Source organism: Streptomyces sp. LaBMicrA B280 (assembly GCF_049222185.1).
Classification (GTDB): domain Bacteria; phylum Actinomycetota; class Actinomycetes; order Streptomycetales; family Streptomycetaceae; genus Streptomyces; species Streptomyces murinus.
Genome location: NZ_JBMJCT010000006.1, coordinates 122,176 through 136,858, shown reverse-complemented (window position 1 = coordinate 136,858; position 14,683 = coordinate 122,176). Strand labels below are relative to the sequence as shown.

General features: G+C 72.3%; 14 protein-coding genes. 9 read left to right on the top strand and 5 right to left on the bottom strand.

Annotated elements, in window-relative coordinates; genetic code table 11:
• Nucleotides 1-5 precede the first annotated feature (5 nt).
• The 3 genes from ACLF5H_RS06225 to ACLF5H_RS06215 all read right to left on the bottom strand — a co-directional run bounded on the left by ACLF5H_RS06225 (nucleotide 6) and on the right by ACLF5H_RS06215 (nucleotide 2,481).
• On the bottom strand, nucleotides 6-1,073 hold the full coding sequence (locus ACLF5H_RS06225; RefSeq protein ID WP_421675047.1) for an aminotransferase class V-fold PLP-dependent enzyme: 1,068 nt from the start codon (nucleotides 1,071-1,073) through the stop codon (nucleotides 6-8).
• 109 nt (nucleotides 1,074-1,182) lie between these two features.
• Nucleotides 1,183-1,902, bottom strand: coding sequence for a DsbA family oxidoreductase (locus ACLF5H_RS06220; RefSeq protein ID WP_421675046.1), 720 nt, complete (start codon nucleotides 1,900-1,902; stop codon nucleotides 1,183-1,185).
• 75 nt (nucleotides 1,903-1,977) lie between these two features.
• The gene (locus ACLF5H_RS06215; RefSeq protein WP_421675045.1) at nucleotides 1,978-2,481 is read right to left on the bottom strand and encodes a GNAT family N-acetyltransferase; all 504 of its coding nucleotides are present in this window, start codon (nucleotides 2,479-2,481) and stop codon (nucleotides 1,978-1,980) included.
• A gap of 82 nt (nucleotides 2,482-2,563) precedes the next feature.
• On the opposite strand from ACLF5H_RS06215, the gene ACLF5H_RS06210 reads away from it, so the two are divergent.
• The 3 genes from ACLF5H_RS06210 (at nucleotide 2,564) to ACLF5H_RS06200 (ending at nucleotide 5,603) form a co-directional block, all read left to right on the top strand.
• A complete protein-coding gene (locus ACLF5H_RS06210; RefSeq protein ID WP_421675044.1) occupies nucleotides 2,564-3,334 on the top strand; it encodes an IclR family transcriptional regulator in 771 nt (256 codons plus the stop codon).
• Nucleotides 3,335-3,521: 187 nt separating this feature from the next.
• A complete protein-coding gene (locus tag ACLF5H_RS06205; RefSeq protein WP_421675043.1) occupies nucleotides 3,522-3,992 on the top strand; it encodes a GNAT family N-acetyltransferase in 471 nt (156 codons plus the stop codon).
• A 153-nt stretch (nucleotides 3,993-4,145) separates the two neighbouring features.
• A complete protein-coding gene (locus tag ACLF5H_RS06200; protein WP_421675042.1) occupies nucleotides 4,146-5,603 on the top strand; it encodes a peptidoglycan D,D-transpeptidase FtsI family protein in 1,458 nt (485 codons plus the stop codon).
• Nucleotides 5,604-5,733: 130 nt separating this feature from the next.
• On the opposite strand, the gene ACLF5H_RS06195 is transcribed toward ACLF5H_RS06200, so the two are convergent.
• The gene (locus ACLF5H_RS06195; RefSeq protein ID WP_421675041.1) at nucleotides 5,734-6,531 is read right to left on the bottom strand and encodes an HAD family acid phosphatase; all 798 of its coding nucleotides are present in this window, start codon (nucleotides 6,529-6,531) and stop codon (nucleotides 5,734-5,736) included.
• Nucleotides 6,532-6,954: 423 nt separating this feature from the next.
• On the opposite strand from ACLF5H_RS06195, the gene ACLF5H_RS06190 reads away from it, so the two are divergent.
• Entirely contained in the window at nucleotides 6,955-8,190 is a 1,236-nt protein-coding gene (locus ACLF5H_RS06190) for an MFS transporter (protein WP_421675040.1), read from the top strand.
• Here ACLF5H_RS06190 and ACLF5H_RS06185 read toward each other — a convergent pair.
• Nucleotides 8,127-9,290, bottom strand: coding sequence for a hypothetical protein (locus ACLF5H_RS06185; RefSeq protein ID WP_421675039.1), 1,164 nt, complete (start codon nucleotides 9,288-9,290; stop codon nucleotides 8,127-8,129). The two genes, ACLF5H_RS06190 and ACLF5H_RS06185, sit on opposite strands and share 64 nt — an antisense overlap.
• A gap of 386 nt (nucleotides 9,291-9,676) precedes the next feature.
• Between ACLF5H_RS06185 and ACLF5H_RS06180 the strand changes: the two genes are divergently transcribed.
• The 5 genes from ACLF5H_RS06180 (at nucleotide 9,677) to ACLF5H_RS06160 (ending at nucleotide 14,636) form a co-directional block, all read left to right on the top strand.
• Nucleotides 9,677-10,444 (top strand): DeoR/GlpR family DNA-binding transcription regulator, encoded by a 768-nt coding sequence (locus tag ACLF5H_RS06180; protein WP_421675038.1) that lies wholly within the window; start codon nucleotides 9,677-9,679, stop codon nucleotides 10,442-10,444.
• Nucleotides 10,445-10,523: 79 nt separating this feature from the next.
• Nucleotides 10,524-11,894 (top strand): ABC transporter substrate-binding protein, encoded by a 1,371-nt coding sequence (locus ACLF5H_RS06175; RefSeq protein ID WP_421675037.1) that lies wholly within the window; start codon nucleotides 10,524-10,526, stop codon nucleotides 11,892-11,894.
• Complete coding sequence (locus ACLF5H_RS06170) at nucleotides 11,891-12,829, top strand: carbohydrate ABC transporter permease (protein WP_421675036.1); 939 nt, start codon at nucleotides 11,891-11,893, stop codon at nucleotides 12,827-12,829. Before ACLF5H_RS06175 ends, ACLF5H_RS06170 begins: the two co-directional genes overlap by 4 nt.
• On the top strand, nucleotides 12,826-13,650 hold the full coding sequence (locus ACLF5H_RS06165; protein WP_093678289.1) for a carbohydrate ABC transporter permease: 825 nt from the start codon (nucleotides 12,826-12,828) through the stop codon (nucleotides 13,648-13,650). Before ACLF5H_RS06170 ends, ACLF5H_RS06165 begins: the two co-directional genes overlap by 4 nt.
• Entirely contained in the window at nucleotides 13,647-14,636 is a 990-nt protein-coding gene (locus tag ACLF5H_RS06160) for a zinc-dependent alcohol dehydrogenase family protein (RefSeq protein ID WP_421675035.1), read from the top strand. The genes ACLF5H_RS06165 and ACLF5H_RS06160 overlap by 4 nt, the downstream gene beginning before the upstream one ends.
• Nucleotides 14,637-14,683 lie beyond the last annotated feature (47 nt).

The following is a 14,683-nucleotide window of genomic DNA, read 5'->3' as shown; positions in this document are numbered from 1 at the left end:
CCCGGTCATGTCCCGGGGGACTGACCGGCCAGCGCGTCGAGCAGCCGGTCCACGTCCGCCGTCGTGTTGTAGAGGTGGAAGGACGCGCGCAGATTGCCCGCCCGGTCGGACACCTGGACACCGGCGCGGCTCAACTCGGCCTGTTTCGCGCCGAGTCCGGGCACCGAGACGATCGCCGAGCCGGGCGCGGGCAGCGGCTCGTGCCCCAGCCGGGCGAGCCCTCGCGTGAAGCGGTCGGCGAGCGCCAGATCGTGCGCGTGCACGGCGGCCACGCCCAGCTCCTCGATCAGCGTGAGCGAGGAGTACACCCCGCTGTAGGTGAACAGGCCGGGGCTGACGTCGAACCGGCGGGCGGAGCGGGCGAGTTCGGCGACCGGACCGTAGCAGCTGTCCCACGGGTTCTCGGCCGCGACCCAGCCCGCGAGCAGCGGGGGCAGCCCGCCGAGGTCCTCGGGGACGACGAGGAAGGCGGCGCCGTGCGGGCCGAGCAGCCACTTGAAGGTGGTGGAGACGGTGTAGTCGTAGCCGTTCGCGTCGAACGGCAGCCACCCGGCGGCCTGGGAGAAGTCCACGTAGGTGCGCGCGCCGTGGGTGCGGGCCGCCGCGCGCAGGGCGGTCAGATCGGCGACGCGGCCGTCGGCGGACTGCGCGGCGCTGACCGCGACCAGCGCGGTCCCGGGGCGCACCGACTCGGCGAGCCGCTCCAGCGGTACGGCGCGCACCTTGAGGTCGCCGCGCACATGGAAGGGGTTCACCACGGAGGTGAAGTCGTCCTCGGCGGTGAGGACTTCGGCGCCCGCGGGCAGGGAGGCCGCGATCAGACCCGTCTGCGCGGCGACCGAAGGACCGGCCGCCACCCGGCTCGCCGGGACCCCGGCCAGCCGGGCGAAGGCGGCGCGGGCGCGCTCGACGTCCTCGAACAGCGGGTCCAGCGGGCGGCCCTCGGCCCGGAGCGCCATCGCCTCCTGGAGCGCGGCGAGGGTGCGGGCCGGGAGCAGGCCGCTGGTCGCGGTGTTCAGATAGGTGTTCTTCGGGCGGAACTCGGCGCGAACGAGGCTCTCGAAGGTCTCCATGAGCCCACTGTGCGGGTCGGCGGGGCCCCCGTCCATCGCGCGTTCTCACAGGGACGCGCCAAGGGTTTCTTGTACGACCGCGCCGACCTGGGGTTCCTGCCCCGCGCGGTCAGCCCCTCGGCGGCACCGCGCATCCGTCGGGCCCGCAGGCCTCGGCGTCGCCCTGGTCGACCAGCTTCAGCGGAGCGCGCTCGCCCCATGCCTGGCCGAGCGCCTGGCTGAAGACCTCGGCGGGCTGGGCGCCGGAGACGCCGTACTTGCGGTCGAGCACGAAGAAGGGGACGCCGTTCGCACCGAGCTCGGCGGCCTCGCGCTCGTCCTCGCGCACCGCGTCGGCGTACGCCTGCGGGTCGGCGAGCACCGCGCGCACCTCCTCCGCGTCGAGCCCGGCTCCGGTGGCCAGCTCGACCAGCCGTTCGTCGCCCTCGGCGAAGACGGACCGCTCCTCGGCGAAGTTGGCCCGGTACAGGGCCTGGACCAGCTCGTCCTGCCGGCCGCGCTCCTTGGCCAGGTGCAGCAGGCGGTGCATGTCGAAGGTGTTGCCGTGGTCGCGGCCCCGGGTGCGGTAGTCCAGGCCCTCGGCGGCGGCCTGGGCGCCCAGGTTGTCCTCCCCGGCCTCGGCCTGCGCCTCGCTCATGCCGTACTTCCTGGTCAGCATGGTGAGCACGGACTCGACATCGCCCTTGGCGCGGCCGGGGTCCAGCTCGAAGGAGCGGTGCACCACCTCCACGTCCTCGCGGTGCGGGAAGGCGGCGAGCGCCTTCTCGAAGCGGGCCTTGCCCACATAGCACCAGGGGCAGGCGATGTCGCTCCAGATCTCGACGCGCATGTCTTCGGCTCTTTCCAGGTCGTACGGGTGCGGAGTCGATCTCCGCCGAGTACGTGAACGTTCAAACGCTCCTGGTCATTCCCCCGGCGGCACGGCGTACCGCAGGAACAGGTGGTGGTCCCCCGCGGCGGGCGGGTTCTCCGGGTCCGGCACCCAGCCCTGCCGGGCGTAGAAGCCCTGGGCGCGCAGGTTGTCCACATGCACGTCGAGCACGGCCGTGCGCCGCCCGGCCGCCCGCCACTCATCCACACAGGCGCTGTGCAGCGCCGTGCCGATGCCGCCCCGCCAGTGGTCCGGGTCGACATGGAACTGGAACAGCTTGACGGTGTCCGGCCCGGCTCCCTCCGGGGTCCGGAAGGAGGCGATCCCGGCCGGCCGTCCCTCCCGGACGGCGCACAGCACCCGTCCCTCGGCCCGCCCGACGGACTCCCGCCACGCCTCGGTCCAGTCGAACTCCGCCTGCGGAACCCCGTCCGGGTAGTACGTCGAGCGGGCGCGCAGGTGCAGTTCGGCGATGGCCTCGGCCTCGGCGGGCAGCGCGGCGCGGATCTCCAGGGCGCTTCCGGGTTCACTGGTCATGGGACGGAGGACGTCGCGCCCGTGCCGCCGGTTCCCGGCGTTCCTTAGACTGAACGCCGTCGAGGCGAAGGGGTCGAAAGCGATGACGGCAGGCGACGCGGCCGGGGCTCAGGTCAAGTCCGCGGTACGGACGGTCGAACTGCTGGAGTACTTCGCCGGCCGCCCCGGCATGCACTCCCTCGCGGCCGTGCAGGAGGCGATCGGCTACCCCAAGTCCAGTCTGTACATGTTGCTGCGCACCCTGGTGGAGCTGGGCTGGGTGGAGACGGACGCGACGGGCACGCGGTACGGCATCGGGGTGCGGGCGCTGCTGGTGGGCACCTCGTACATCGACGGCGACGAGGTGGTGGCCGCCGCCCGCCCGGCGCTGGACCGGCTCGCCGACGACACCACCGAGACCATCCATCTGGCCCGGCTCGACGGCACCAGCGTGGTCTACCTCGCCACCCGCCGGTCCCCGCACTGTCTGCGCCCCTTCACCCGGGTCGGGCGCCGTCTCCCGGCCCACTCCACCTCCCTCGGCAAGGCGATCCTCGCCACGTACACCGACGACGAGGTACGGGCGCTGCTGCCGCCGGAGCTGCCCGCGCTCACCGAGCACGGCCTCACCGACCGGGAACGGCTGATCGAGGAGCTGCACCGGGTGCGGGAGCGGGGTTTCGCGGTCGACCGCGAGGAGAACACCGTGGGGCTGCGCTGCTTCGGCGTGGCCCTGCCGTACCGCGTCCCGGCCCGCGACGCGGTCAGCTGCTCGGTGCCGGTGGCCCGGCTGACCCCCGCCCATGAACAGACGATCAAGGACGCGCTGTTCGAGGCCCGGGACCGGCTGGCCCTGGCGACCCGCAGGCTCTGAGCACGAGCCGGGGGGCCTGAGCGCGAGCCGGGGCCGGGACGCGAACCGCGGGCTGCGCGCCGCGGGCTGCGCGCGTCTCCCCCCTCGACGCTTCTCGGATCTCGGGACGCGAACCGCGGGCTGCGCGCCGCGGGCTGCGCGCGGCGCGGCCCGGCGCGGCGGTCGCACCGTCGTAGTCTTCGGCCCCATGGAGATCACGCTGCGGACCGTCCACGACGAGGATCTGCCGTTGTTCTTCCGGCAGATGACCGACCCGGTGGCCCTGCGGATGGCCGCGTTCGGCCCCCAGGACCCGGCCGACCGGGACGCCTTCGAGACCCGTCTCAAACGGATCCGCGCCTCCCGTGACGTGCTGCGCACGGTGCTGGCCGACGGGCGGGTGGCCGGCAGCGCGGCGGTCTACGGGGAGCCGGGCGAGCGCGAGGTGACGTACTGGATCGACCGCGCCCACTGGGGCCGGGGGGTGGCGACGGCCGCGCTGCGCGCCCTGCTCGCCGAGGTTCCCGAGCGGCCGCTCTACGCGCGGGCGGCGGCCGACAACGCCGCCTCGCTGCGGGTCCTGGCCAAGTGCGGCTTCCGCGAGTCCGTCCGGGCGCGGGGCTTCGCCAACGGCCGGGGCGAGGAGATCGAGGAGGTCGTCCTCGTCCTGGACGCATGAGCCCCGGACGCCGGATCCGCGGATCCGGGAGCCGTGAGCAGACCCATGAGCGGGGGATGAACGGGGGCGCTCGGGATGAACGGGACATGAGAAAACCCGGCGCGCGGGAACGTTCATGCCCTTCCCGGACGTCTTCCGTGCGGGATGAACGGGATGAACAAGACGATCAGGCGAGCGTCCGTCTTCTCACTGCTGCTCGTGATCGCCCTGCTGGTGAGGGCGACCTGGGTGCAGTTCTACGACGGACAGGCCCTCGCGGACGACACGAACAACCGGCGGAACGCGATCGCGACCTACTCGCAGCCGCTCGGGAACATCATCGTGGCCGGAAACGCCATCACCGGCTCGGCCCGGACCAAGGGAGGCGATCTCGCCTACAAACGCACCTACAAGGACGGCAAGCTGTACGCGGCGGTGACCGGCTACGCCTCGCAGGCGTACGCGCCCACCCAGCTGGAGGGCATCTACACCGATCTGCTCAACGGCACGGACCCGGGCCTGAAGACGATCATGGACACCCTCACCGGTGAGCGGGCCGACCCCGGCGACGTCGTCACCACCATCGACCCGGCGGTGCAGAAGGCCGCCTATGACGCGCTCGGCGACAAGAAGGGCGGGGCCGTCGCCATCGACCCGAAGACCGGCCGCATCCTGGCCGCGGTGTCGACCCCGTCGTACGACCCCTCGCAGCTCACCGACGCCAACACGGCGGGCGGTGCCTGGAAGCAGCTCAACGCGGACCCGGACAAGCCGATGAACAACCGGGCGCTGCGCCAGCCGCTGCCGCCCGGCTCGACGTTCAAGCTGGTCGTGGCCTCGGCCGCGCTGGAGAGCGGGCTGTACAAGAACGTCGACCAGCACACCGACAGCCCCGATCCGTACCGGCTGCCGGGCACGGTGAGGGATCTGGCCAACGAGAACCCCTCGGCGCCGTGCCGCAACGCCCCGATCCGGGTGGCGCTCCAGTACTCCTGCAACAACGTCTTCGCCAAGATGGCCGTCGACCTCGGCCAGGACAAGGTGCGGGCCATGGCGGAGAAGTACGGCTTCAACGACGACCGCCAGGACGTGCCGGTGCGCGCCTACCCCAGCGTCTACCCGAAGGACATGGACAAGTCCTCGACCGCGCTGACCGGCATCGGCCAGTACGACGTCACCGCGACCCCGCTCCAGATGGCGATGGTGTCCGCGGCGATCGCCAACGGCGGTGAGCTGCCCTCGCCGCACATGGTCTCCCGGACCGTGGACAGCGGCGGTGACGTGGTGCACGACTACGACGCCGACACCGGATCCAAGCGGATCATCAGCGCCCGGACCGCGACCCAGCTCCAGTCCGCCATGGAGACCGTGGTCAAGGACGGCACCGGCACCAACGCGCTGATCGACGGTGCGACCGTCGGCGGCAAGACCGGTACCGCGCAGCACGGCGAGAACAACAGCAAGACGCCGTACGCCTGGTTCACCTCGTTCGGCAAGTCCGACAGCAACGGCAAGGAGGTGGCCGTCGCGGTGATGGTCGAGCAGTCGGACGCGGCGCGCTCGGAGGTCAGCGGCAACGGGCTGGCGGCGCCGGTGGCGCGGGCCATGATGGCGGCGGCGCTGAAGAAGTGAGGCCCCGGTCGCCCCGGCGACCGGCGAGAACCACCGCGCCCCCGCCACGGCGCCGTCCATGCGGCGGCCGGTGGCGGGGGCGCGGGCGTCAGAGGGCCCTACCGGGCCCCGGACGGAGGTTTGGGATGCCTCAGCCGACGAAGTACGTCGGGTTCGGCAGCTTGTACGTACGGCCGGAGTAGCCGCCGTCCAGGTCCGAGTACTGGTCGCCGAAGTCGGCGACGATCTTGTAGCCGAGGTCCTTCTCGATGTGCTTGCGGGTACCGGCCTTGTACTGGACGGTCGTGCACGTCCAGGTGCCCGGGGTGGCGCAGTCCCTCAGGTAGGCCGGCGGGTTGGCCGAGTCCTTGAGGAACATGTGGGCGGCGTCCAGGTTGACGTCGGCACCGACCTTCTTCAGGTTGGTGACCGCGGCACCGCGCTGCGCCTCGGTGAGACCCGAGTTGTAGAAGACCGTGACGCCCTTGGACTGGGCGTAGCGGATCAGCTCGGGGCTGCCGAAGACGGCCGGACGGCTGGCCTGGTTGACGTAGTCGTTCCAGGTGGCCGAGTTGTAGCCGTAGTTGTTGCGCTTCTCGTAGTCGAGGCTCAGCAGCACCGTGTCGTCGATGTCGAACATGACGGCGGGCTTCTGGTGGTGCGCGCGCGAGGTACGGGCGGCCCGGTCGATGTACTTCCTGGCGTCCGCGTCGATCCGCGCCAGGTCCTTGGCGTACGGGCTGGTCGGCGACGCCTGGTAGACGCCGTTGCCGTCGGCGGTGGTGCCGTAGTAGGTGTCGATGTCCTTCGTCAGGAGCCCGATGTTGTAGGGCTCGTGGGTGGAGTTGGCCGTCGACTGACCGGCGGTGGCCGCGCCCGCGCCGTACAGGGCGGCACCGGCGACGACGCAGGCGGCGCCGGCGGCGGCCGCTCTGAGGGACTTCCGCATGGATTCTCCGGATCTGGTGGCTAGAGTGAGTGACCAGGTCACGGATTGTCTACGCGCATAACAAGCGGTACCGCGAGGCCTGTTACCCGATCGATACGGACGTCTTTTTCCAGCCATGTCCGAGCGACGCACCGGAACTGCGTGTTCCGGTGCGGGAATTCGGGCATCAAGGGAGGTTCCCTCGGAGCGCCGTCAGGTGGCCGAGGGCGTGGGCCGGGCGAGTGTCCTTCGTTTGGATCAGGCCGGATCAGGGAGCGGGGTCCTCAGGGGTGGACCGGCCGGCGGCCCGGAACCCATCGGCGCATACGGCGCCGGTCATCGGTGCGTAGGGCGTCCGTCGTCGGTGGCTACGCCGTCCGGCACCGGCGAATAGGGAAGACGACCGATCCGGGCGGGCCCTCCTCAGACGCACCATGGTTCGGCATGACGACCTCTTCGACCGTGCTCCGGGTGCTGCGCGACCGCGATGCGCGCCGGTATCTGACCGGCCTCGTGGTGAACGCCTTCGGCAGCTCCGCGCTGTGGCTGGCGTCCGGCATCTGGGTGAAGGACCTCACCGGGTCCGACGGCCTGGCCGGTCTGTGCCTGCTCGCCCTGTGGGCGCCCACCCTGGCGGGCCCGGCCCTCGGCACCCTCGCCGACCGGGTCCGCCGCAAACCCCTGATCATCACCGTGAACCTGGCCCTGGCCGCGCTGCTCCTCACCCTCTTCGCCGTCGACTCCCCGGCCCGGCTGTGGCTGCTGTTCGCCGTCCTGTTCCTGTACGGCACCGCCGACGTGGTCACCGGCGCGGCGGAGTCGGCGCTGGTCGCCGCGGTCGTCCCGGCCGACCTCCTCGGCGACTTCAACGGGCTGCGGATGACGATCACCGAGGGCATGAAGCTCGTCGCCCCGCTCACCGGCGCCGGTCTGTACGCGGCCTTCGGCGGCCCGGCCGTCGCCGCTCTGGACGCGGCCAGTTTCGCCGCCACGGCCGGACTGTGCGCCCTGCTGCGCGTCCGCGAGGAGCGTCCGGCAGCCCCGGACGGCGGCGACCGGCACCGCCGTACCGCCGAGGGCGTCCGGTACCTGTGGCGCCATGACGGCCTGCGCCCCCTGGTCCGGGCGGGCGGTACGACGCTGCTGCTCACGTCCCTCGCCAGTGCCGCGCTGTACGCCGTGATCGACCGCCTCGGCCACTCCCCCGCCTACGCGGGCGTGCTGTACGCCGTCCAGGGCGCGGGCTCGGTGACGGTCGGCCTGCTCACCGGCCCCGCGCTGCGCCGGCTGGGCGCCCGGCGGTTCGCGGCGGCGGGCATGACCCTGACCGGGCTCGCGGTGATCGCGCGGGCCGTCCCGTCCGACCCGGTGGCGCTCGCGTCCTCGCTGGCATCCGGTCTCGGTCTGCCCTGTGTGCTGACCGCCGCGTTCACCGCCGTGCAGCGGGAGACTCCGGGCGCGCTGCTCGGCCGGGTGTCGGCCACCGCGAGCACGCTGATGTACACGCCGAACGTCATCGGGCTCGCGGCGGGCGCCGGGCTGGTCGAACTGGCGGGTCCCGGGCTGCTGCTGCCCTGCTACGGCCTCGCGATGGTGGCGACCGCGGTCCCGCTGGTTCAGCGCGCCGCCAGCGCCTCGCGCACCGCCGCCAGATCCCCGTCCGACGCCAACCCGGCGTGATAGAGCCGCAGTTCGGTCGCACCGGCCGCCCGGGCGCGGGCCGCGTCCGCCGCGAGGGTGCGGGGGCTGCCGCCCATCCCGGAGACGACGGTGAAGTTGGCGGCCAGCACGGTCCGTTCACCCGCGTGCGCGGCGAAGGGTGCCAGCGGGGAGGTGCCCCCGGCGCAGGGGACCACGACACCGTCGGCCACGGAGAGGATGTGGGCCGGGTCGACGCCCGCGTTCGCGCCGCAGTGCTCGGGGACGGGGTCGGCGTGCAGCAGGATCTGGAACCCGGCGGGCGCGGCGGCGCGTACGGCGGCCACCGCCTCCTCCTGGAGACCCCGGGCGGTCCCGTCCCGCCAGGCCCGGACGGCGGCGGCCCGCTCCTCGCCGAGCAGTTCCGGCACCGCCGAAAGACCCCGGTCGATCGCCGCGCCCCGCCACAGCGGCTCCAGGGCGGCCCGTACGGCGGCGGCCAACTCCTCGGCCGCCAGGCCCTGTTCCCCGTAGCCCGTACGGCAGGAGCGGCAGAAGCACAGGGACATCAGGTACTCCCCGGCCTCGCCCAGGGGCACACCGGAGATCTTGTCGTGGGCGTGCAGATGCGGCAGTCCGTACCAGCCGAGGGACTCCAGCTCGGTGCCCTGTGCGCCGGGGCGTACGGCGGCCTCGGCGGCGAGGTCGACGAGATAGGCACGGGTGGCCTCCTGGGCGACGCAGGGCGCCCAGGGGTAGCGGTCGCCGTAGGCGTTGACGACGGAGGTGTCCGGATGTTCCGCGCCCAGGCGGGAGTTGTGCGCGAGGACCACCCAGGTGTGCACCGCGAGACCGGCGCCGGTGAGCGCCCGCGCGGCCTCGCCGTGGGCGTCACCGGGGGCCCAGCGTCCCGCGGGGTACGGGCGCGGGGTGCGCCCGGTCCAGTGGTCGCCCGGCGGATAGAGGACGGCCGCGTGTTCGGCGGTGACGACGCGGTGGCGGGGGTGGCGCGGGGTCAGGGCGCGGGTGGAGTGGTAGGCGGCGGCGAGGGTCACCTGCTCGACGCCGAGCCCGGCGATGCGGGCGGGGGCGTCGGGGTCCCCGTTGACGTCCCAGGGGTAGACGAACGCGGCGGCCTTCACACGGACTCCTCGACGTGCATTCCTGTGATCATCGTCCATATTCATGAACGGGCTCACGCTAAGGGGGGCCTCGCGAGGCGGTCAACACCGGCTGCCCCAGGAGCGGCACCGGGCCGCATCGCGCCACACCGGACCCCACCGCGCCGCCCGGAAACGGGCGAACGGGCGCCGAACGGGCCCGTCCGACACCGCATCCGGGCATGCGAGGCGCCCGTTTCCCCTCCGGCCCGCGCCGCCGCGCAGGTCCGCGGCGGGCAGCGCGCCGGGCAAACGGGCTCAAGCGGGCAGCATCGGGCGGGCAACAAGCCTGGTCAGGGTGGCGGAGCGGCGGTACAACTTCCCCCATGGGCCCGAACGGGCAGTTCCGCGGGGAGGAGGGTGCCGGGATGACCGGAACGGCGGAGGAACGCCGGCGCGAGATCGTGCGGGCCGCGCGTGCCACCGGCGCGGTCGATGTCACCGCGCTCGCCGCCGGACTGGGCGTGGCCAAGGAGACCGTCCGGCGCGATCTGCGCGCCCTGGAGGACCACGGGCTGATCCGCCGCACCCATGGCGGGGCCTGTCCGGTGGAGAGCGCCGGTTTTGAGACCACGCTGGCCTTCCGGGCCACCAGCCAGGTGCCCGAGAAGCGCCGGATCGCCGCAGCCGCGGCCGAGTTGCTGGGCGACGCCGAGACCGTCTTCGTCGACGAGGGCTTCACCCCGCAGCTCATCGCCGAGGCGCTGCCGAGGGACCGGCCGCTGACCGTGGTCACCGCGTCCCTGCCGGCCGCGGGCGCCCTCGCCGGGGCGGACCACATCCAGGTGCTGCTCCTCGGCGGCCGGGTGCGGGCCGGCACGCTGGCCACCGTCGACCACTGGACGACGACGATGCTCTCCGGCTTCGTCCTCGACCTCGCCTATGTCGGCGCCAACGGCATCTCCCGCGAACACGGCCTGACCACGCCCGATCCGGCGGTCGGCGAGGTCAAGGCGCAGGCGATGCGGGCGGCGCGGCGCACCGTGTTCGCGGGCGTGCACACCAAGTTCGGCGCGGCGAGCTTCTGCCGGTTCGCGGACGTCGGCGCGCTGGAGGCGATCGTGACCAGCACCCAGCTCCCGGTGGCCGAGGCCCATCGCTACGCCCTGCTGGGCCCGCAGGTCATCCGGGTCTGAGATGCCCGTTTCCCGTCCCCCGTGGGCGCTCCCCACCCACTGAACACCCCTTATATCCCCATACATCCAGGAGTGATCCATGCGCACCCCGAGCCGACGGAGGCCACGAGCCCTGCTCGTCCTGGCCGCCGCAGGGACGCTGCTCACCCCCCTGCTGTCCGGCTGCTGGGTCGGGGCGGGCGGAGCCGGATCCGGCGGCGACTCGATCAACGTACTGATGGTCAACAACCCCCAGATGGTGGAGCTCCAGAAGCTCACCGCCACGCATTTCACCAAGGAGACCGGCATCAAGGTGAACTTCACCGTGCTGCCGGAGAACGACGTCCGCGACAAGATCAGCCAGGACTTCGCCAACCAGGCGGGCCAGTACGACGTCGCCACCCTCTCCAACTACGAGATCCCGATCTACGCCCGCAACGGCTGGCTGCGCCCGATGGACGGCTACGTCGCGAAGGACCCGTCGTACGACGAGAAGGACGTACTGGCGCCGATGCGCACGTCCCTCACCGGCGACGACGGCAAGCTCTACGGGCAGCCCTTCTACGGCGAGTCGTCCTTCCTGATGTACCGCAAGGACGTGTTCGCGGCGAAGGGCCTGACCATGCCCGCCCACCCCACCTGGCAGCAGGTGGCCGACCTCGCCGCGAAGGTTGACGGCGCGCGGCCCGGCATGCGGGGCATCTGCCTGCGCGGGCTGCCCGGCTGGGGCGAGATGGCGGCGCCGCTGACCACGGTCGTGAACACCTTCGGCGGCACCTGGTTCGACAAGGACTGGAAGGCGCGGCTGGACTCGCCCGCCTTCGAGAAGGCGACGAAGTTCTATGTCGGCCTGGTCCGCGCGCACGGCGAGTCCGGCGCCGCGCAGTCCGGGTTCGCCGAGTGCCTGAACGACATGACGCAGGGCAAGGTCGCCATGTGGTACGACGCCACCTCCGCGGCCGGCTCCCTGGAGGCGAAGGGCTCCCCGGTCAAGGGAAAGCTCGGCTACGCCCCCGCCCCCGTCGAGCGGACCGCGTCCTCCGGCTGGCTCTACACCTGGGCCTGGGGCATCCAGCACGCCTCCCACAACCCCGACCGGGCCTGGAAGTTCGTCTCCTGGGCATCGAGCAAGGAGTACGAGCGGCTGGTCGGCAGGACCAGCGGCTGGCCCGACGTCCCGGCGGGCAAACGGGCTTCGACGTACGACAACGCCGACTACCGGCAGTCCGCCGCGGCCTTCCAGGAGATGACCCGGCAGGCCATCGAGAGCAGCCGCCCGGACGACCCCGGCGTGCAGCCCCGCCCCGCGCCCGGCATCCAGTTCGTCGACATCCCCGAGTTCACCGATCTCGGCACCAGGGTCTCCCAGGAGATCAGCGCGGCCATCGCCGGACGCCAGTCCGTCGACGCGGCCCTGAAGAAGTCCCAGCAGCTCGCCGAGAAGATCTCCAAGGAGTACGAGGGACGATGACCGCCACCACCACGGCCCCGTACCCGGCCGCCCCCGCCCGGCCGCTGAAACGGCCCCCGGCCCGGCTGCGCGCCTGGGCCACCCGGGCCCCGCTGCTGCCCGCCCTCGTCTTCATGATCGCGGTCACCCAGCTGCCCTTCGTGGCCACGCTGGTGATCTCGTTCTTCGACTGGAACGCCCTCTACCCCAAGGCCCGCCGCTTCACCGGCCTCGCCAACTACCGCCAGGTGCTCACCGATACGGACCTGCGCCACTCGGTGTGGACGACGGTCCTGCTCACCGTGGCGGTGGTGCTGGCCAGCCTGGTGCTCGGGCTGCTCCTCGCCCTGCTCCTGGACCGGCGCTTCCCCGGCCGGGGCGTCGTGCGCACCCTGCTGATCGCGCCCTTCCTGGTGGTGCCGGTGGCCGCCGCGCTGCTGTGGAAACACGTGCTCTACAACCCCGAGTACGGCCTGCTCAACGGGCTGTTGCACTACGTCGGCGGCCCCCAGCCGGACTGGATCTCGCACACCCCGCTGCTCGCGGTGGAGGCGTCCCTGGTGTGGCAGTGGACGCCGTTCATGATGCTGATCCTGCTGGCCGGGCTGCAGAGCCGGGACCGGGAGCAGATCGAGGCGGCCCGGGTGGACGGCGCGAGCGACTGGCAGATCTTCCGCCATCTCACCCTGCCCCATCTGCGCCGCTATCTCGAACTGGGCGCCCTGCTCGGCTCGATCTACATCGTGCAGAACTTCGACGCGGTGTTCACCATCACCTCCGGCGGCCTCGGCACGGCGAACCTGCCGTACACCGTCTACCAGAGCTTCTACCAGGCCCATGAGAACGGCCTGGCCTCGGCCGCGGGCGTCCTGGTCGTCATCGGCTCCCTTGTCATCGCGACCTTCGCCCTGCGCGTGGTCTCGTCCCTGTTCCGCGAGGAGGTGGCCCGCTCATGACCGCGCTGCGACGCCACGGCCTGGGCCTCGTGGCCTGGCTGGCCGGCATCGTCTTCTTCCTGCCCATCGCCTGGATGGCGCTGACGTCCTTCCACTCCGAGCAGGACGCGGCGACCAACCCGCCGTCCTTCGGCGCCGCCCTCACCCTGGACGGCTACCGCGAGTTCTTCGGCGTCGGCGGCGGGGCGAGCCCCTGGCCCGCGCTGATCAACTCGGCGGTGGCATCGGTGGTCTCCACCCTCTTCGTCCTGCTGCTCGCCCTCCCCGCCGCCTACGCGCTGTCGATCCGGCCGGTGCGCAAATGGACGGACGTGCTGTTCTTCTTCCTGTCCACGAAGATGCTCCCGGCCGTCGCGGGACTGCTGCCGATCTACCTGTTCGCCAAGCACACCGGGACCCTCGACAACATCTGGCTGCTGGTCGTCCTCTACACCGCGATGAACCTGCCGATCGCGGTGTGGATGATGCAGTCCTTCCTCGCCGAGGTGCCGGTCGCGGTCATCGAGGCGGCCCGGGTGGACGGGGCCCGGCTGCCGACGATCCTCGCCCGGGTGGTCGCCCCCATCGCGCTGCCCGGCATCGCGGCGACGGCGCTGATCTGCTTCATCTTCAGCTGGAACGAGCTGCTGTTCGCGCGGGTGCTCACCGGCGTCGTCGCCGAGACCGCGCCCGTCTTCCTGACCGGCTTCATCACCAGCCAGGGCCTGTTCCTGGCCAAGGTGTGCGCCGCCTCGCTCGTCATCTCCCTGCCGGTGCTCGCCGCGGGGTTCGCCGCCCAGGACAAGCTGGTCCAGGGCCTGTCGTTGGGAGCCGTGAAATGAAGGCCGCCGTCATCGAGTCACTGGGCCGCGCCGTCGTCACCGAGGTCCCCGACCCGGCGCCGGGCCCCCGCGAGGTCGTCGTCGAGGTCGCCGCGTGCGGGCTGTGCGGCACCGATCTGCACATCCTCCAGGGCGAGTTCGCGCCCAAGCTGCCGATCGTGCCGGGCCATGAGTTCGCGGGCACGGTGGTCGCCACCGGCGCCCAGGTCACCGAGGTCACGACCGGCGACCGGGTGGCCGTCGACCCGTCCCTGTACTGCTACGAGTGCCGCTACTGCCGCAGCGGCCACAACAACCTGTGCGAACGCTGGGCCGCGATCGGCGTGACCACGGCCGGCGGGGCGGCACAGTACGCCGTCGCCCCCGTCGCCAACTGCGTCAAGCTGCCCGAGCATGTGCGCACCGAGGACGCGGCCCTGATCGAGCCGCTGTCCTGCGCGGTGCGCGGCTACGACGTGCTGCGCTCCCGGCTCGGCTCCCATGTGCTGATCTACGGCTCCGGGACCATGGGTCTGATGATGCTGGAGCTGGCCAAGCGCACCGGCGCGGCGAGCGTGGACGTGGTGGACCTGAACCCGGCCCGCCTGGAGACGGCCCGGCTGCTCGGCGTCTCGGGCGCGGCGTCGGGCGCGGACGAGCTCGACCGGCCGGGGGGCTGGGACGTGGTGGTGGACGCGACCGGCAACGCGGCGGCCATCCAGGACGGTCTGGGACGGGTCGCGAAGGCGGGCACCTTCCTCCAGTTCGGCGTCGCCGACTACGCGACCCGGGTGCAGATCGACCCGTACCGGATCTACAACCAGGAGATCACCATCACCGGTTCGATGGCGGTGCTGCACAGCTATGAGCGGGCGGCGGAGCTCTTCGCGAACGGCGTCCTCGACCCGGGGGTCTTCATCAGCGACCGGCTGCCGCTCGCGCGGTATCCGCAGGCGCTGGAGCAGTTCGCGGCGGGGGTGGGACGGAAGATCGTCGTCGTGCCGTGAAGGGCCGGGGCGGGGGCGGCGGGCGATGCCGGTGGTAAGGGAACGGT

Excerpts from the sequence above, each read along its gene's own strand:
- ACLF5H_RS06225 (WP_421675047.1), bottom strand. The coding sequence starts at position 1,073 with ATGGAGACCTTCGAGAGCCTCGTTCGCGCCGAGTTCCGCCCGAAGAAC.
- ACLF5H_RS06220 (WP_421675046.1), bottom strand. The coding sequence starts at position 1,902 with ATGCGCGTCGAGATCTGGAGCGACATCGCCTGCCCCTGGTGCTATGTG.
- ACLF5H_RS06215 (WP_421675045.1), bottom strand. The coding sequence starts at position 2,481 with ATGACCAGTGAACCCGGAAGCGCCCTGGAGATCCGCGCCGCGCTGCCC.
- ACLF5H_RS06210 (WP_421675044.1), top strand. The coding sequence starts at position 2,564 with ATGACGGCAGGCGACGCGGCCGGGGCTCAGGTCAAGTCCGCGGTACGG.
- ACLF5H_RS06205 (WP_421675043.1), top strand. The coding sequence starts at position 3,522 with ATGGAGATCACGCTGCGGACCGTCCACGACGAGGATCTGCCGTTGTTC.
- ACLF5H_RS06200 (WP_421675042.1), top strand. The coding sequence starts at position 4,146 with ATGAACAAGACGATCAGGCGAGCGTCCGTCTTCTCACTGCTGCTCGTG.
- ACLF5H_RS06195 (WP_421675041.1), bottom strand. The coding sequence starts at position 6,531 with ATGCGGAAGTCCCTCAGAGCGGCCGCCGCCGGCGCCGCCTGCGTCGTC.
- ACLF5H_RS06190 (WP_421675040.1), top strand. The coding sequence starts at position 6,955 with ATGACGACCTCTTCGACCGTGCTCCGGGTGCTGCGCGACCGCGATGCG.
- ACLF5H_RS06180 (WP_421675038.1), top strand. The coding sequence starts at position 9,677 with ATGACCGGAACGGCGGAGGAACGCCGGCGCGAGATCGTGCGGGCCGCG.
- ACLF5H_RS06175 (WP_421675037.1), top strand. The coding sequence starts at position 10,524 with ATGCGCACCCCGAGCCGACGGAGGCCACGAGCCCTGCTCGTCCTGGCC.
- ACLF5H_RS06170 (WP_421675036.1), top strand. The coding sequence starts at position 11,891 with ATGACCGCCACCACCACGGCCCCGTACCCGGCCGCCCCCGCCCGGCCG.
- ACLF5H_RS06165 (WP_093678289.1), top strand. The coding sequence starts at position 12,826 with ATGACCGCGCTGCGACGCCACGGCCTGGGCCTCGTGGCCTGGCTGGCC.
- ACLF5H_RS06160 (WP_421675035.1), top strand. The coding sequence starts at position 13,647 with ATGAAGGCCGCCGTCATCGAGTCACTGGGCCGCGCCGTCGTCACCGAG.